Genomic DNA, 15,115 nt, shown 5'->3' with positions numbered 1-15,115 from the left:
CTCCTTGACCTATCGCATCCCCACGGAGCATTTTTGCTTTATTGGAACATTACGGAGTTCCTATAAAGTGAGAAAGATGCTCTGCCACATCCGCAGCAGAGCATTCTCCATCCATCTTATAAGTAGATTTCACAGTCATCCTCTACCTTTTTACAGTTCTTGAGGACTTCTTTCATAACACTCTCCGGATCCTGTCCTTCTTCAAATTCTACCTTCATCTTGAGCATCATGAAGTTTACGCTTGCGTCCTTAACACCAGCTGTGTTCTTGGCAGCTTCTTCCATTTTATTTGCACAGTTTGCACAGTCAACTTCGATTTTGTAAGATTTCTTCATAGTAGTGATCTCCTTCTGATATAATTTTTATTCACGTTTTCATATGAACAATTATTCATATGTTTGTTTGTATTATAGCATATCGTATGCAGATGTCAATATGTTTTGCTTAAATTTCCAGGTAGAACAGCATAATTTCTTATCAAAAAAATCTCTTCAGTACCGTCAAAATACTGAAGAGATCTTATATTTTATTCCTTTACCAGCAGTGCCACTGCCTCAGTCCATACCGTTTCACAGAACTGATCTACGCAACAGGCTTTTTCAAGACGATATCCTGCCTGCAGAAATGCCTCAAGATCGCGTGCGAGGCTGGTTGCCTTACAGGACACATACACGATACGGTTCACACCATAGGAAAGGATCTTTGGCAGTGCCTTCGGGTGAATACCATCACGCGGCGGGTCCAGTACGATCACATCCGGTTTTTCCGTCAGATTGTCAAGAACTTTAAGGACATCACCCGCAATAAACCTGCAGTTATCAAGGCCATTCAGTTTTGCATTCTCTCTCGCCGCAGCAACAGCATCCTCTACGATCTCAACACCAATGACTTCTTTTGCCACCGGTGCAAGGAGCTGTGCGATCGTTCCTGTTCCACTGTAAAGGTCAAATACTTCCATTCCACTGGTATTCTGGATATAATCGCGAACAATACTGTACAGCACTTCGGCTGCCAGAGAATTCGGCTGAAAGAACGAAAACGTACTGATACGAAATCTCAGTCCGAGCAGTGTTTCATAAAAGTAGTCCTGTCCATACAGAATCTTTGTCTCATCACTCTGCACCACATCCGAAAGAGAATCATTAAGGATATGCATGATTCCAACGATCTTCCCTTCCAGCGGCAATGCCAGAAGACGCTCTTTCAATGGTTCCAGATCATAGTCTTCCTGTGTAGTCGTTACAAGATGCACAAGAATCTCACCGGAAGTCACACCTCGTCTCAGCATCAGATGACGCAGGTAGCCGGTATGCTGCAGTTTTCTGTAATAAGAAGCACCTTTTTCGCGGAAAAATCCACGTACACAGGTCAGGATTTCTGTCATATCTCTGTGTACCAGTCTGCAGTCATCCGTATTCAGGATATCATACGTGCTTCCCTTCTTGTGCAGACCAAGAGAAAGCGGTCCGTCTTTGTACTCGTCGCCAAAAGAAAACTCCATTTTGTTCCGATATCCAAATTCAATCGGACTTCCATGGATGCCTTCCCATTCAAAGTCTGCACTTCCGTCAGTCTTAACCTGACCGCCCTGGACCAGCGCTTCTTCCAGAAGCTCCCGGATCTGCGTTTCTTTCATCTGGAGCTGATTCTCATAGGACATCGTCTGGTACATGCAGCCGCCACATGCCGGGAAATTGCTGCATACCGGTTCTCTTGTTTCCAATGGGGATTTTTCCAGTACTTCCATAATGCGTCCCTGTGCTCTGCCAGAACGTTTCTTCTGAATCATAAACCGGACTTTCTGTCCCGGAATTCCATTTTTGATCAGTACCTTCTGATCTTCTACATAGACATATCCTTTATTTGGAAAGTCTACCTTTTCTATTACACCTTCGTAAATTTCACCTTTTTTCATCTTATCTATTCCTTTTCCAACTGCATCTGGTCACATCCTCACAAAGCGTACTGCGGCTATCAAAGATAGAGCAGTAAAACAGCCCCGGTTGTCTGCCGGAGCTGCTCAAAATTCATGCTACGCTTACTCTGCTGTTCCTTCTGCGAACAGTGATCCTACTCTTCTTCATCCTCAAAGTAATCATCAAAGTCATCATCGAAATCTTCTTCAAAGTCTTCCAGATAATCCGGAGCAAAGAAGCGATATACTGCAAACGCAATTCCTGCAACTGCCGCAACAGCACCGATGATTGCCAGTACCCAGAGGACTGTATTTTTTTCTTTTTCGTCTTCTTTTTTCTTTAAGGCAGCAAGTAAATCCTCAATTTTTTCGTTCAGGTTTAAATTGTTCAGATTCATGATGGGCACCTTCCTCTCATTCATACTCATTTTATAGCATATAGTATATCACTATTTGTTTTGTTTTACCATATTTTCTCACAAATTTTCGACGACGTTCTGTCAGCTAATTTTCCCTTCATATCTGCCTTATGAATTCTTTACTTCTGATACACCGATTTTTTCTCCCAGCCGCACACGTGTCTCAATTCCCTTTTCAGAATTGATAAAAATGTCCGGATCCGGCATAACACGGTTCTTCTGTGTCATCAGAACGATCGTTGAGCCTCCGAAGGCAAAATTACCTTTTTCCTTTCCACGTCTGACCCTTCCACGAAGTGGCACATTCTCAATCCTTCCAACCATGAGCGCACCAACTTCCATCATCAGGACCGTGCCAAAATTCATGGTCTTAAGCAGTGCATATTCCCGTGTGTTCTCTTTGTAGATCGGATACACATCATTTGCAACCGGATTGACTGTATGCAGGACTCCCGGGATATGAACCCTTCTGGATTCAAAACCGTCATCAATATAAATATAATGATGATAATCATCCACACACAGGCGGAACACCCAGAGATATCCGCCTTCGTATCGTTTTGCCAGAACCGGATTCTTCAGAAGCTCAGCTACTGTATATGGTGTATGTTTGATCTTTACACAGCACTTCTCATCAATTGGATACACACTTACCCGGCTGTCACACGGGCTGACAAAATGTTCCGGCACCATATCGATCTTTCTGGCATCTTCCCGAATCTGTCTGGTAAAAAATTCATTATAGGAGCAATATCTCTGCGGTTCATATTCCCACAGATTGATCCCTGCATGCCGGATAAATACAGGAACTGCCAGTGCAGATATCCTGGAATCCAGAAGTCTCCCTCCCAGCTCAGACAATACAGGATTTACAAGCGGTTTCAAAATTGCCCTGCCTGTCACTGATCCATACAGTTTTTCCAGAATCCGGTCCTGCGCAGAATCGTTCTCCTGCACATATCCCAGACGGTCTGCGGTATAAGTACTCATACTGCTGCTCCTTTCAGTTTCCTCATGGCACTGTAATGTGCCCACCATCCTTCTTTATATAAAAGGATAAACAGGACTGCTACTGCCACAATGCCGACCAGCACTACCAGCTCCTGATTGGTTGGCTTACGGAACCGGAAATTAAAGATAAACAGAAATCCAACGATCAGCATCGCCGCATGAAGCACACCCACGAAGTAACGAAATCCAGGGAAAAATATGGATGCCACAAACAGAAGAGGCATGATCACAGACATGGATGTGATCGGAAGTCCCTGATAGTATTTGCGGTTCTCAGATGTCTCACTCTGGCGTTTTGCCTCCATTACATTAAAATACGCAAGACGAATCACACCTGCAAGTCCGTAAAATGCCAGAATCGCAATGCTGTATGCTTTGCACATCCCAAGTTTGTATCCGAGGATGATCGGAAAAATACCGAAACAGACAATGTCACAGAGAGAATCGATCTGAATGCCAAAGGATTTCTCATCATCGGTCCTGTTTTTCTTGGTTCTGGCTATCTTTCCATCAAACATATCACACAGTCCTGAAAAAGCCAGACAGAAAACTGCCAGATTCAGTTTCCCGTCAATCGCACAGAACATTCCCAGAATCGATGAAACCAGGCTGATATATGTAACAACTACTGTATAATCGTAAAATCCTATCATTCGTACTTCTCCTTACTTTCACTGCCATGCGCCTGTCCGATCGTAAGTTGTGCCACAACCGTAAAAAGTGCGCTGATCAAAAGCTCCCCATAATAACCAAGTCCTCTGCTGAGAACCATACCCGGCAGGAGCAGTGCTCCGAATACCGATGTAAAAATTGTCAGAAACAGCGTCTCGCTGATTCCCATCCCCCCTGGAAGCGGAAGCATATCTACCGAAACCGAAATCACTGCCTGAAGGAACAGTACTGTCCAGAACCCCGTTCCTGACAGCGAAAATGCTTTATATACAAACCATGTTACCGCAAACATTGCCATTCGCTGTACAAACGTGATCGCAATGACATTCACGATCACCCTCGGATGTGTCTTCAGATATGCCGCTGTATCTCTGTATGTATCCATGGAATCTTCCAGGCGTTTCAATCTGCCATCTTTGTGGCGGAGGATATGAAGTTTTTCCAGGATTCCATGTCCCCATACCAGAAACGTTCTGGCAAGCATCGGATGAAAGACCAGAATCGTCATAAACGTCACACAGAAGATATTCAGTCCCAGGCCCAGATAAAAAACAGGAAGGATACCCTCCAGATACTGATGCAGAAATCCTCTTCCGAATACAGCAACTCCGATACCGACCACAACCAGGACCAGTTTGTATGTGATCGTAATGATCATCAGTATAACAGCCGACACCGGAATAGATATATTTTTCTTCTTCATATAGTATGCCTGCATCGGCTGACCGCCGCTTGCAGATGGCGTAATACAGCTGAAAAAGAATCCTACTGACGAAAAAAGAAAGCAGGTACTCTTTTTGAGTTTGATTCCGTAAGAACGCATCATATACCATATAATGATCGATTCGCCCCAGATAAAAAATGCCACCAGAGCAAGTCCCGGTAAGAGCCATCGCTTATCTGCACTCCGAATGGCATCCATCATTGCCCCCAGGTCTTCCCCATGGAATACTCCATAGAGTGTGAGCACAAAGACAACAACCAGGAATACTCCGTTAAAAATCACTTTTCTGTTTTTTTTCATAAGCAGCTCACCCTTCTGTTATCCTTAGAATTGCCTGTTCGATCCTGCTGCCGATTTTTTCATATGCTTTGTATAACTCTGTCTTCCTGCCAATATAGAAACACAGCTCTGCCAGAAGGATTCCACCTGCTACATCCACGATCACATGCTGCTTTGTCAAAAGGGTGGATGCAAATACCAGTATCGCGATCACCATGGAAACTCTCTGGTACCAGACCGGAATCTCCTTCCTGCCGCGAATACCCAGATAACAGAACCAGCTGACCAGACAATGAATCGACGGGAACAGATTATCAGCCGCATCAACGGCGTACAGCCACAAAGCAAGCTGATTCCATAATCCACCATCTGTGATCACCGGTCTTGTATTCGTTGTGGGATACAAAAGAAAGAAACCAAGGCAGATACATCTTGATATAAAGTCTCCTGTAAAAAACTGATACACACTGTGTCGATCCTGCCTGGCAATCAGAATGTAATTGACAGCCCAGAAAAGATAGCAGCCGAAATAGATCACCAGAAACTGCGGGACAAAAGGAAGTGCTTTGTCCACGCTGGTTTCTATATTGTAATGCGGCCATCCGCCTGCAATCATCCTCGAGCCTGAATAAACAAGACAATTAAATATAAAAGAAAAAATAACTGGAAAAACTCCATATGCAGGGAGTATCCTGGTGATACCTTTCAAAATCTTTTTCATCTTATACTCCCTTCGGATTTTTCATATATTCAGTATAGCATTCCTTAGATAGTAAAACAACAAAAGTACGGAAACTTTAAGATTTCTTAAGAAAAATATAATGATTGCGGATATGAAAAAAATTATATTTTCTTCAGCTTTGCAAAAGCTGCGAACATCTTTTTGACACCGACCTTGTCAAATTCTACGGTGACTTCATAATCTCTGCCGCCCTCTACGATATCCTTAACGATCCCGACACCAAATTTGACATGGCGTACCGTGTCTCCTACAGCATAATCCAACGTATCAGCTTTCGTGACTTTGAAGTTCTGTGGCTGAAAAGCCTTTGTGTGGAAATTCTTTTTCATCTGAAGATAGCTGTTCAGAGGTGATTTCGTCTCCGGCATCTTCGGTTTGTGCTCCTGTACCGTGTGTCCGAGGTCAACCAGTTCACGCGGAATCTCTCTGACAAATCTGGATACACGATTGTACTGTGTTTCACCACGTACCATGCGCTGCTGTGCGCTGGTCAGTGTCAGTTCCTTCATGGCTCTGGTGATTCCCACATAACACAGACGACGCTCTTCTTCCATATCAGACTGGTCACCGGAAAAGATACACATGCTGCTCGGGAACATACCATCCTCCATACCTGCAAGATACACATACGGAAACTCCAGTCCTTTTGCACTGTGCAATGTCATCAGAATCACATAATCCTGATTTTCATCTACAGAATCAATGTCGGCGATCAGGGCAATCTCTTCCAGGAAGCCAGACAACGTCGCCTCCCGGTCCTCGCCTTTCATTGCCTCCTCATAGGAAACCGTCTTGGAGATCAATTCATCGATATTTTCTACTCTTGCTCTGGATTCTTCGGTATCTTCTGCCTTAAGTTCATCTACATATCCAGTCAGATCAATGATTTCTTCCAGAAGCTCGGATACTGAATATGCCTGTGCTTTGCTTTTGAGTGACTGCATAAAGGTCACAAAACCATCTACTTTTGACAGACTTCTGCCGATTCCCGGAACCTCCTCTGCCACACGAAGAGCATCATAAAAGCTGATATTCATCATGTCTGCATAGTCCTGGATCCTGCCCACTGTCGTCGCACCGATTCCTCGCTTCGGTACATTAAGAATTCTTCTTACCGCAAGATCATCTGCCGCATTATCCACTGTTTTCAGATAGCACAAAAGATCCTTGATTTCTTTTCGTGCATAGAAATTCACCCCGCCCACGATCTTGTACGGAATGTTTGCAAGCAGGCACTTTTCTTCAAAAAGACGTGACTGTGCATTGGTACGGTAAAGAACCGCACAGTCATGGTAATCTGCTGTTCCTTCCCTGTGTCGCTTCGCAATGTCTCCAACTACATACTCAGCTTCTTCGTAACCGTTCATAAACTGACGAAAATGAATTTTTTCTCCCTCCGGATTTTCTGTCCAGAGAGTTTTTTCTTTACGTTCTGTATTGTTTGCGATCACGCCATTCGCCGCATTCAGGATATTCTGTGTAGAGCGGTAATTCTGCTCCAGCCGGATGACCTTTGCATTCGGGAATACCCGTTCAAACCCAAGGATGTTTCCGATATTCGCTCCACGGAATTTGTAGATAGACTGGTCATCATCACCGACCACGCAAAGATTTTCATATCGTGATGCCAGAAGGCTGACAAACTTAAACTGTGCTGTATTGGTGTCCTGGTACTCATCCACCATAATATACTGAAAACGTTCCTGATAATACTGCAGCACATCTCCACAGTTCTGAAAAAGCTCCACCGTCTTACAGATCAGGTCATCAAAATCCAGCGCATTATTTCTGCGAAGTGCCGCCTGATATTCACGATAGACCTGTGCCGCTCTTTTCTGGTTAAAATCTGCTCCTGCATTCATCTCCATCTCATCCGGATTCATAAGTTCATCCTTGGCATGGGAAATCTGTGCCAGAAGTGCTCTCTCTTTGACTTTTTTGGTATCAATATCCATCTTGCGGCAGATTTCCTTGATCAGGGTCTTTTGATCGTCTGTATCATAGATGGTAAAGTTGTTGTCATATCCCAGACGGTCAATGTGTCTTCTGAGGATACGCACACAGGTAGAATGGAAAGTGGATACCCAGACACTTCCACCCTCACTTCCTGCGATCCGGTCCACACGCTCTCTCATCTCGTGAGCAGCCTTGTTGGTAAAGGTGATCGCCAGAATATTCCATGGATTCACACCTTTTTCTGAGATCAGATAAACGATCCTGTGTGTCAGGACTCTGGTTTTACCTGATCCGGCTCCTGCCAGGATCAGAAGTGGTCCCTCTGTATGTAAAACAGCTTCTTTCTGTCGGTCATTTAACGTATCATAAATTGTGCTCATTAAACTTCTCCTGTTTCTTTATGGTTATATATGTCGAACTGATGTTTTCATGTTATCTGTCTATTATACATGAATCCCTGTATGGGGTAAAGGATATTTAAAAATTACTGCCTGCAAACAGTAACACTTTTAAAACTTAATTTACAAAAACCATTTACAAGTAGTATTTAAAACTATATAATAGAGCGTACAGGTACAGAAGTACCATTCTGCCCGCCATAACAGGCAAAGGAGATGAACATATGTCAGTCAATACAGAATCTATGATCCGCAATATTCTGGAGCGTGTTTCCAGAATCGGTTACGTAAAGCCGGAGGACATTCCCAATATAGATCTTTATATGGATCAGGTAACTACTTTTATGGAAGCACAGCTCGCACATTCCAAGCGCTATGAGGATGACAAGATCCTTACGAAAACCATGATCAACAATTATGCCAAAAATAATCTTCTTCCCTCACCGGAAAAGAAGCGTTATTCCAAAGAACACCTTCTGGTTCTGATCTTTATCTACTATTTCAAAAATATTTTATCGATCAACGATATCCAGACACTGCTCGGTCCTCTTACGGATAAATATTTCAAATCCGAAGAAGATATGAATCTTACGGCAATTTATAATGAAGTATTCAGTATGGAAAAAGGTCAGATCGAAGCTCTCCAGAGAGAACTTATGGAACGTTACGAGATCGCGCAGGGCACTTTTGAAGATGCGCCTGAAGAAGATAAAGATTTTCTGAAATTATTTTCCTTTATCTGCCTTCTCAGTTTTGATGTTTACGTCAAAAAAATGCTGATCGAGCAGATGATCGATGATCTGCGTGCCACTGCCGATACAGATCCCAGACATAAAAAGAAATAAAATCTTCAAAAAAATTACCTGCATCACTGCAGGTAATTTTTATTGACATAACCGCTCTTTCCAAGTCTGGAAGAGTATACATACCAGTAGGTCTTTCCACTGGAATCTTTGACCTGAACAGTATCACCAGTGTTCAGCTGTCCGATCTCATTGGCACTGTCATATGCCATTGCATTGCGAAGTGCAAGATAACCACTCTCTACTTTGACTGTTTTGGTCACAGTTTCTTCTTTTATCAGATAGTTCTTATCAACGTATCCGCCTTTGTAAAGTCCCGGTGCAAACACCAGCCAGTAGGTACTGTCGCTTGCATCTGCAATCTGCACTTTGTCACCGGTGTAAAGTTCTCCGATTTCATTGGACGCTTTGTATTCTTTTGCATTACGGAGTGCAAGGTATCCACTCTTTACACTTACGGTACGTTCACTGGAAAGATTAGTCAGATATCTCCTGTCTGTGTATCCGTATTTGTTCAGTTTGGAAGAATATACATACCAATAAGTACTTCCGCTGGAATCCTGCACCTCAACCGTGTCACCGGTATACAGTTTGCCAATCTCATTTGCATCATCATACGCCTTTGCATTACGGAGTGCAAGATAACCACTCGCTACCGTAACCGTATAAGAGGTACCGGCTGCCCGGCTTGTCTGTGCCGTTACCGGCAGAGAAAGTGCAAGTACCATAAGAACCGCAAGAAACTTTTTCATAAAATCTGTCCTGTGTGTTGTGGAAAATCTTTTTTTCATTATATTGCCCTCCTTTTCTTTTGCAAAATATTCTGACCCTGAAGCGTTCTTGTCATTTTTTTTATTATAGTTTATCATATAGAAAACAACTTTCTGTAAAATACATTATTTCAGGAGGATCTAATTTATGCGTAAAATCTTTTCTCTATTTCTCGCAGGATGTCTGCTTCTTATGCTTCCTGCCACCGTGTGGGCTTCGGAAGGAACCACCTACGAAAGCGAACAGGGACAGGCCATGATCAAAGCCCCTTCCTCAGCCAAAGACAAGACAGACACTGACAATGATGCCGCTTCTGATGATGAAGAAGAAGGGGCACTCAGCGCCCCGGACTCGTCTTCCGGAATAGACTGGTCTGCTGCAAACACTGCCGGCACGCCCACATCCGCTTCCAGACAATTCATTGTCTGCATCGATCCCGGACACCAGGGCAGCTGGGTTGATATGAGTGCTCAGGAGCCAATGGCACCCGGTTCTTCTCAGACCAAAAATAAAGCCACTACCGGAACAAGCGGCAATTTTTCCAAAGTTCCGGAATACGAAGTCAATCTGCAGGTTTCTCTTGTTCTCCGGAAAGAGCTGGAAAGCCGCGGTTATAAAGTCATTATGACACGTGAAGACAATGACAAGGCAATCAGCAACAAAGAGCGTGCCGAACTGGCAACCGAAGCCAATGCTGATATCACTGTCCGTATCCACGCCAACAGTGACAACAGTGCTTCCGCAGCCGGTGCACTGACTATGGCACCGACCACTTCCAACCAGTATCTGGACCAGGATCTCATCGAAAAAAGCAATACCCTCGCATCCTGTATCATCAACAGCTACTGCGCTGCAACCGGTCTTGCCAACAAAGGTGTCATCTCCGCCGACAACATGACCGGTACCAACTGGAGTACAGTTCCTGTCACAATCCTCGAAATGGGATTTATGAGCAATCAGAATGATGACCTGTATATCACTAATTCTGCCAATCATGAAACCATGGCCAAGGGCATCGCGGATGGAATTGACGCTTATTTCCAGACTGTTGAACCGGATATTGCTGCCATGGGCGAACATCTTGCCGAACTTACAGAGTCTCTGCAGAAGACATACACCGATCCGCTCGAAGCAAAGGGTGAGACATGGGCAATCGCTGCCATGGACCTTACCACTCAGGCATACAGCACCATCCACGCTGAACAGTCCATGCAGTCAGCCAGTGTCATCAAAGTCTTCATCATGGCAGCCGTCTATGACAGACTGGTTTATCCGGATGAAGGAACCACCATTTCATCTGATTACGAAAGTACCCTGAAGCCACTCCTCACCAGTATGATCACCGTCAGTGACAATAGTGCAGCAAACGAACTGGTCCGCAAACTCGGTGGAGGAGATTTTCAGGCAGGTGCCGCCGTCGTCAATGAATTCTGTCAGGAGCACAATTATACAGCCACACACCTTGGGCGTGAATTTCTCGCAAAAGATCCGACTGATGACAATTACACCAGTGCTTCCGACTGTTGCCGACTGCTATCTGAAATCTACACCAATTCTCTTGTAAATGCAGATGCATCTGCTGAGATGCTGGCACTTCTTCAGGCTCAGACCAAGACAGCCAAGATTCCGGCAGGTGTCCCTTCCGGCATCGCAACCGCCAACAAAACCGGCGAACTTACAGCTTCCGATAAACTCGGTGTAGTAGAAAATGATATTGCTATCGTTTTTGACAAAGATCATCCTTATGTGCTCTGTGTTCTCTCCAACAATATTCAAAACAATACCAGCGCACAGGATACGATCAAAAAAATCTCTTCTGATGTCTATACATATATGACTACAAAACAAAAATAATTTCCTATAACGCAAAAAAGAACAGTGCTCCGGATCACTCCGTCGCCTGTTCTTTTTTGTATTTTATTGTATTTTCTGTATCGTTTAATCTTCTGTTTTTTCTGCTGCTTCTTTTTCCTTCATTCTGGAAAAGACCATCTCGTATCCGTCATTTCCGTAGTTCAGCGAACGATTTACACGGCTGATCGTTGCTGTGGAAGCACCTGTCTTCTCGGAAATATCCAGATAAGTGCGTTTGTCTGTCAGCATCTTTGCTACTTCAAAACGCTGTGACAGAGAAAGAAGTTCATTGATCGTACATACATCTTCAAAAAATGTATAACATTCTTCTTTATTCTTCAGACAAAGGATTGCTTCAAATAAATGGTCAACCTCTTCTGTTCTGATTTTTTTACCCATAACCCTGCTCCTTTAGTTACATTCTATGTTCTGTTTCATATACATCGTATTTTAACACTTTAACATGTGAAAAGCAAGGATTAATTTAATGCATTAACCTGTCTCCTCAATACACCAATGGAGTAATTCAGAACCCGTGCTTTCAGGAAATCCTTCTTTCGTTTTTCTTGAATTTTGTTTTCTTATCAAGTATACTTAGAACAAATGTACGTATTTGAATCAGGGTATTCTCTTGCCTGATTTGAAGTATCTAATTGCTTTCAGAATGGAGTATCTGTTATGGATTTATTTGAATATGCAAAATCAAAAACACTTGACCGTGAATCACCGCTGGCCTCCCGCCTGCGCCCGACTACGCTGGACGAAGTCGTTGGTCAGGAACATATCGTCGGCAGGGACAAATTGTTGTATCGTGCGATCAAAGCCGACAAGCTGACTTCTGTCATTTTTTACGGACCGCCCGGAACCGGCAAGACCACACTTGCCAAGGTGATCGCGAACACCACCAGTGCCAGTTTTACACAGATCAATGCGACTGTCGCCGGAAAAAAAGACATGGAAGAAGTTGTCAAAGAAGCTCAGGATCGCCTCGGCATGTACGGTAAAAAAACAATCCTGTTCATCGATGAGATCCACCGCTTCAATAAAGGCCAGCAGGATTACCTGCTCCCGTTCGTAGAAGACGGCACGATCATCCTGATCGGTGCGACTACCGAAAATCCCTATTTTGAAGTCAATGGAGCTCTTCTTTCCCGTTCCATTATCTTCGAACTAAAACCGCTCAGCAATGAAAATATCCGTACCTTACTTCTTCGTGCAGTAAATGACTGTGATAAGGGTATGGGAAACTACGGGGCAGTTATTGATGACGATGCACTGGAATTTCTGGCTGATATGGCAGGCGGCGATGCCCGCAGTGCCCTGAATGCGGTAGAACTGGGTATCCTTACCACCCCAAAGAGTGAAGACGGTTATATTCATCTGACACTGGATGTTGCTTCCGAATGCATCCAGAAACGAGTCATTAAATATGATAAAAAAGGTGACAATCATTACGATATCATTTCGGCCTTTATCAAGAGTATGCGTGGTTCCGATCCGGATGCCGCCGTTTACTATCTTGCAAAGATGCTCTATGCCGGCGAAGATGTGAAATTTATCGCACGCCGTATCATGATCCTCGCCTCGGAAGATATCGGAAACGCAGATCCACAGGCACTCCAGGTTGCAGTTGCTGCCGCACAGGCCGTTGAACGTGTCGGTATGCCGGAGTCCCAGATCATCCTCTCCCAGGCAGTCACTTATATGGCATGTGCTCCAAAGAGCAATGCAGCTGTCAATGCGATATTTGCAGCTATGGATTCTGTCAAGAAGACCGAAACAACCGTTCCTGTCCATCTGCAGGATGCCCATTACGGCGGTCACGAAAAGCTTGGTAAGGGAATCGGTTACAAATATGCACACAATTATCCGAATCACTATGTCGATCAGCAGTATCTGCCTTCTGAGATCGAAGGCTCCCGTTTCTACGAACCAGGTGATCTCGGATACGAAAAAACACTCAAAGAATATCTCAAAAAGATCAAAGGATAACTTTTATTGCATGGCAAAAGGCGAGGAATATTTCCCCGCCTTTATCATCTGGTCTGTTATTTCAGATCAGCTCTCCCATCAACATTCCATAAATGTCCTGGGATTTCTTCGCCCAGTTGTGACACATCGCCTGTGCTGCCTCCAGTCCCGGTGCCGCCAGCGTCAGATCCAGCACTGTAGAATCTTTTTCAATGATCTGACAGCGCACCGCATAATTTCCCTGCGGCGTGGTATAATAGTCTGCCGGTGTCAGGATTCTGTCCTTCACCTCACCACCATGAGTCTGCAGATACTCTTTTACTTCTTTTTTGATCTCTCCGGACAGTTCCTTTTCAAAATAGGAAAGTGTTTTTCTTCCTTCTTCTGTGATCTCATAATACGAACTGTTGGAAATTGTCCGCTTTCTCAGAAGTTCCGTCTCTGTCAGCTCTGAAAGTACTTTCTGGAGCTGAAAATAATCCGTATACTCCCGATCCAGTATGAACTCTGAAATCTGAGAATTTGTCAGTGTTTCTTTTGCATGTTTCGCCATATATAAAACAATCAGTTTATAAGTTGTAAATGGTTCTGCCATTACAATCACCTCTTTCTCATACAAGTCAGGCTTTTCTTTTGTGATCTTCTGCTGTATCACAGCCTTTACTGCAGTCGTTTCCCCTGCCAGCTGTCTCTTACCTTCATCTCATGATGCAGTAAATTTAATACTTCACGTTTCCGGCTGGCCCACAGTGGCGCAATCAGCAGTTTCTCCGGTCCGTCGCCGGTCATCCTGTGAATCACGATTGAGGGATCCAGATGTTCCAGACACTCTATCAGTAAATTGAGATATTCCTCTCTTTCGTAAACCTGAAACTTCCCATTCAGATAATCATCTGCCAGATCGGTTCCTTTCAGAACATGCAAAAGCTGAAGTTTGATTCCCTGTATATTCTGTCTGTTCAAATAGTTCATAGTCTCCAGAATATCCTCTTCAGATTCTCCCGGAAGTCCCAGTATCGTGTGTACGATCACGTCGATCCCGCGCTCTCTGAGGTTTTGAACAGCCTCTTCAAAACAGGACAGCCGATATCCTCTTCGAATATACTGTGCCGTCTTTTCATGGATCGTCTGCAGTCCAAGTTCTATCCATACCGGTTTTACCTGATTCAGTTCATCCAGAAGTTCCAGCACTTCATCTCCCAGACAGTCCGGTCTGGTTCCGATCGACAGTGCAACTACCGATGGATGTGCAATTGCCTCGGTAAAAATCTTCCGCAGATATTCCACAGGCGCATACGTATTGGTATATGCCTGAAAATAAGCAATATACTTATGGATCGGCCGTTTCGCAGAAAGAATCGCGATCTGGCTGTCGATCTGTTCTGTCACCGACAATGCCGCATCTGCAGCAAAGTCTCCACTTCCGCCTGCACTGCAGAAGATGCATCCCCTGCTGCCAAGTTTCCCGTCACGGTTCGGGCAGGACATTCCGCCATTCAACGTAACCTTGTATACTTTTTCTCCAAAGGTCTCCCGCAGCATATAGTCCAGGGAATGATACGGCTTCCCGTTCCAGTTCTTCTGCATCGATATCTCCGTT

15 protein-coding genes are annotated in these 15,115 nt (G+C 44.2%); 3 read left to right on the top strand and 12 right to left on the bottom strand.

All coding sequences use genetic code 11. The annotated features are described in order from the left end of the window. Window positions 1-116: 116 nt before the first annotated feature. The 8 genes from KQI91_RS04370 to pcrA form a co-directional block, all read right to left on the bottom strand. Entirely contained in the window at window positions 117-335 is a 219-nt protein-coding gene (locus KQI91_RS04370) for a cation transporter (RefSeq protein ID WP_216391648.1), read from the bottom strand. 191 nt (window positions 336-526) lie between these two features. Beyond that, window positions 527-1,915: a 23S rRNA (uracil(1939)-C(5))-methyltransferase RlmD gene (rlmD, locus tag KQI91_RS04365; protein ID WP_216391647.1), complete on the bottom strand. Its 1,389-nt coding sequence runs from the start codon at window positions 1,913-1,915 to the stop codon at window positions 527-529. A 155-nt stretch (window positions 1,916-2,070) separates the two neighbouring features. After that, window positions 2,071-2,313 carry a hypothetical protein gene (locus KQI91_RS04360; protein WP_005427824.1) on the bottom strand — a complete coding sequence of 81 codons (243 nt, stop codon included), beginning with the start codon at window positions 2,311-2,313 and terminating at the stop codon, window positions 2,071-2,073. Between the two features lie 129 nt (window positions 2,314-2,442). Then, complete coding sequence (locus tag KQI91_RS04355; protein ID WP_216391646.1) at window positions 2,443-3,324, bottom strand: phosphatidylserine decarboxylase; 882 nt, start codon at window positions 3,322-3,324, stop codon at window positions 2,443-2,445. Beyond that, window positions 3,321-3,998, bottom strand: coding sequence for a CDP-alcohol phosphatidyltransferase family protein (locus tag KQI91_RS04350; protein WP_216391645.1), 678 nt, complete (start codon window positions 3,996-3,998; stop codon window positions 3,321-3,323). Before KQI91_RS04350 ends, KQI91_RS04355 begins: the two co-directional genes overlap by 4 nt. After that, window positions 3,995-5,041, bottom strand: coding sequence for a lysylphosphatidylglycerol synthase transmembrane domain-containing protein (locus KQI91_RS04345; protein WP_216391644.1), 1,047 nt, complete (start codon window positions 5,039-5,041; stop codon window positions 3,995-3,997). Before KQI91_RS04345 ends, KQI91_RS04350 begins: the two co-directional genes overlap by 4 nt. A 7-nt stretch (window positions 5,042-5,048) precedes the next feature. Next, the gene (locus KQI91_RS04340) at window positions 5,049-5,741 is read right to left on the bottom strand and encodes a phosphatase PAP2 family protein (protein WP_216391643.1); all 693 of its coding nucleotides are present in this window, start codon (window positions 5,739-5,741) and stop codon (window positions 5,049-5,051) included. Window positions 5,742-5,863: 122 nt separating this feature from the next. Continuing rightward, window positions 5,864-8,098: a DNA helicase PcrA gene (gene pcrA / locus KQI91_RS04335; protein WP_216391642.1), complete on the bottom strand. Its 2,235-nt coding sequence runs from the start codon at window positions 8,096-8,098 to the stop codon at window positions 5,864-5,866. Window positions 8,099-8,340: 242 nt separating this feature from the next. Between pcrA and KQI91_RS04330 the strand changes: the two genes are divergently transcribed. Continuing rightward, entirely contained in the window at window positions 8,341-8,961 is a 621-nt protein-coding gene (locus KQI91_RS04330) for a DUF1836 domain-containing protein (RefSeq protein ID WP_216391641.1), read from the top strand. Between the two features lie 23 nt (window positions 8,962-8,984). Here KQI91_RS04330 and KQI91_RS04325 read toward each other — a convergent pair whose 3' ends face one another. Then, a complete protein-coding gene (locus KQI91_RS04325) occupies window positions 8,985-9,710 on the bottom strand; it encodes an SH3 domain-containing protein (protein ID WP_216391640.1) in 726 nt (241 codons plus the stop codon). Between the two features lie 127 nt (window positions 9,711-9,837). Here KQI91_RS04325 and KQI91_RS04320 point away from each other — a divergent pair, with 127 nt between their 5' ends. After that, window positions 9,838-11,544: a serine hydrolase gene (locus KQI91_RS04320; protein ID WP_216391639.1), complete on the top strand. Its 1,707-nt coding sequence runs from the start codon at window positions 9,838-9,840 to the stop codon at window positions 11,542-11,544. 84 nt (window positions 11,545-11,628) lie between these two features. Here KQI91_RS04320 and KQI91_RS04315 read toward each other — a convergent pair whose 3' ends face one another. Further along, window positions 11,629-11,943: a YerC/YecD family TrpR-related protein gene (locus KQI91_RS04315; RefSeq protein ID WP_216391638.1), complete on the bottom strand. Its 315-nt coding sequence runs from the start codon at window positions 11,941-11,943 to the stop codon at window positions 11,629-11,631. A gap of 279 nt (window positions 11,944-12,222) precedes the next feature. Here KQI91_RS04315 and KQI91_RS04310 point away from each other — a divergent pair, with 279 nt between their 5' ends. Continuing rightward, window positions 12,223-13,536: a replication-associated recombination protein A gene (locus KQI91_RS04310; RefSeq protein ID WP_216391637.1), complete on the top strand. Its 1,314-nt coding sequence runs from the start codon at window positions 12,223-12,225 to the stop codon at window positions 13,534-13,536. 61 nt (window positions 13,537-13,597) lie between these two features. Here the strand turns inward: KQI91_RS04310 and KQI91_RS04305 are convergent, their stop codons facing one another. After that, window positions 13,598-14,110, bottom strand: a complete 513-nt coding sequence (locus tag KQI91_RS04305; protein WP_216391636.1) for a DUF4364 family protein — start codon at window positions 14,108-14,110, stop codon at window positions 13,598-13,600. A gap of 65 nt (window positions 14,111-14,175) precedes the next feature. Beyond that, window positions 14,176-15,102, bottom strand: a complete 927-nt coding sequence (locus KQI91_RS04300) for a TIGR01212 family radical SAM protein (RefSeq protein WP_253288354.1) — start codon at window positions 15,100-15,102, stop codon at window positions 14,176-14,178. Window positions 15,103-15,115 lie beyond the last annotated feature (13 nt).

This window comes from Blautia sp. MSJ-19 (assembly GCF_018918125.1).
GTDB lineage: Bacteria > Bacillota > Clostridia > Lachnospirales > Lachnospiraceae > Blautia_A.
This window is presented reverse-complemented; position numbering and strand designations above follow the sequence as displayed.

Bases quoted from the DNA above. Each gene is read 5' to 3' on its own strand.
- KQI91_RS04370 (WP_216391648.1), bottom strand. From the start codon at position 335: ATGAAGAAATCTTACAAAATCGAAGTTGACTGTGCAAACTGTGCAAAT.
- rlmD (WP_216391647.1), bottom strand. From the start codon at position 1,915: ATGAAAAAAGGTGAAATTTACGAAGGTGTAATAGAAAAGGTAGACTTT.
- KQI91_RS04360 (WP_005427824.1), bottom strand. From the start codon at position 2,313: ATGAATCTGAACAATTTAAACCTGAACGAAAAAATTGAGGATTTACTT.
- KQI91_RS04355 (WP_216391646.1), bottom strand. From the start codon at position 3,324: ATGAGTACTTATACCGCAGACCGTCTGGGATATGTGCAGGAGAACGAT.
- KQI91_RS04350 (WP_216391645.1), bottom strand. From the start codon at position 3,998: ATGATAGGATTTTACGATTATACAGTAGTTGTTACATATATCAGCCTG.
- KQI91_RS04345 (WP_216391644.1), bottom strand. From the start codon at position 5,041: ATGAAAAAAAACAGAAAAGTGATTTTTAACGGAGTATTCCTGGTTGTT.
- KQI91_RS04340 (WP_216391643.1), bottom strand. From the start codon at position 5,741: ATGAAAAAGATTTTGAAAGGTATCACCAGGATACTCCCTGCATATGGA.
- pcrA (WP_216391642.1), bottom strand. From the start codon at position 8,098: ATGAGCACAATTTATGATACGTTAAATGACCGACAGAAAGAAGCTGTT.
- KQI91_RS04330 (WP_216391641.1), top strand. From the start codon at position 8,341: ATGTCAGTCAATACAGAATCTATGATCCGCAATATTCTGGAGCGTGTT.
- KQI91_RS04325 (WP_216391640.1), bottom strand. From the start codon at position 9,710: ATGAAAAAAAGATTTTCCACAACACACAGGACAGATTTTATGAAAAAG.
- KQI91_RS04320 (WP_216391639.1), top strand. From the start codon at position 9,838: ATGCGTAAAATCTTTTCTCTATTTCTCGCAGGATGTCTGCTTCTTATG.
- KQI91_RS04315 (WP_216391638.1), bottom strand. From the start codon at position 11,943: ATGGGTAAAAAAATCAGAACAGAAGAGGTTGACCATTTATTTGAAGCA.
- KQI91_RS04310 (WP_216391637.1), top strand. From the start codon at position 12,223: ATGGATTTATTTGAATATGCAAAATCAAAAACACTTGACCGTGAATCA.
- KQI91_RS04305 (WP_216391636.1), bottom strand. From the start codon at position 14,110: ATGGCAGAACCATTTACAACTTATAAACTGATTGTTTTATATATGGCG.
- KQI91_RS04300 (WP_253288354.1), bottom strand. From the start codon at position 15,102: ATGCAGAAGAACTGGAACGGGAAGCCGTATCATTCCCTGGACTATATG.